Source organism: Thermogutta sp. (genome assembly GCF_014359955.1).
Classification (GTDB): Bacteria; Planctomycetota; Planctomycetia; order Pirellulales; family Thermoguttaceae; genus Thermogutta.
Genome location: NZ_JACIYL010001009.1, coordinates 1 through 1,348 on the forward strand (window position 1 = coordinate 1; position 1,348 = coordinate 1,348).

The 1,348-nt window shown below is 57.5% G+C and carries 1 protein-coding gene and 1 pseudogene; both read left to right on the forward strand.

Features of this window, described 5'->3' with window-relative positions:
* Positions 1–734, forward strand: a pseudogene (locus H5U08_RS18975) (hypothetical protein); the annotation flags it as partial.
* A 59-nt stretch (positions 735–793) separates the two neighbouring features.
* The coding region (locus H5U08_RS18980; protein WP_297036780.1) for a DUF21 domain-containing protein at positions 794–1,348 on the forward strand (555 nt) is incomplete at its 3' end.

A 1,348-nucleotide genomic window follows, 5' to 3' on the forward strand; every position in this document is an offset into this window, starting at 1 on the left:
CTGCCGAGGGGCTCCACAAGGGCCTTGTCGCGGCAGTCACGGTCCCCGTCCTCCTGATCAGTCTCGTCCTTGTCAACACGCAGGCGGTTACCTCCCTGACGACGGAACGGGACGGTCGGACGCTGGATCTTCTCCTGGTGTCGGATATCACACCCAAAGAGTTTATCTTTGGCAAACTGGCGGGCACCTTTTACAACTGCAAAGAGTATGTGCTTTTACCAACCCTTCTGTGCCTTTGGCTGGGCTGGCGGGGCTGGCTGACCTGGGAGGACACAGTCTATCTCGTTGTCGGTTTGTGGGTGCTCTTTGGATTTGTGGCCATGCTCGGAGTTCACGCAGGGTTAAACTACGTCAACTCCCGCCATGCCATTGCGACCAGTCTGGGAACCGTGTTTTTCCTCTTTCTTGGCGTCGCCGTGTGCATGCGGGTGATGCTGGCGTTCAGTGGCTCCTTCCAGGCCCAGCTCCACCCGTTTCTGGCTTTCATGATTGGAGGAGGAGCGGGACTGTACCTTGCACTGGGAATTCGGAACCCATCGAATGCACTGGCTCTCGCTTCGTTTGCCTGTCCGCTGGCGACGTTCTATGCTCTCACCAGCCTCTTTCTGGGACAAACCCATCTTGTTTTTGTCACGCTGGTTGCCGCCTACAGTTTTGCCACGGCTGCGATGCTCATACCGGCCATCGACGAGTTCGATGTGGCCACCGGGCGCACCACAGTGGATGAGACCTGAACACGCGGGACCGCTCAAATGACACCGTTGCTCTCGGAGGTCAGGGCGTCGCTGTGAGCATGCTCTCCTTGATTCCGTTTCTGGTGGTGATGGGAGGCCTGGCAGTCCTCTCGGCATGCTTTTCCGCAGCGGAAGCGGCTTACTTTTCCCTCCGTCGTCAGGACATGGATCAGCTCGCCAGTTTCGGCTGGACGGGTCGCCTCGCTTCCTACCTTGCCCGTCGCGGGGAACACCTCCTGACTGCCATCCTGTTCTGCAATTTGCTGGTCAATGTGGCCTACTTCACGATGTCTTCAGTGATCACATTGCACTGGCAGCGCCAGGGGAATATCCAGCAGGCTGGTGTTTTCGCATCGATTTCCATCCTGGTTCTCATTTTCTTCAGTGAGATGCTCCCCAAGAGCCTGGCTGCTCAGCGTCCGATAGCCTCCGCGCTGATACTGGCCTTTCCCATTTACATGGCTGTCAGGCTGACAAATCCTCTTTTGCCAGCATTGCGTGGGATAGCCATTGGCATTCGACGGGTTTTCTGGCCGGGGTTTAAACCGGAACCGTTTTTGCGTGTGAGGGAGCTGGAAAAAGCGGTCCGCATCTCGCAGGAGGCAGCCGCCGTC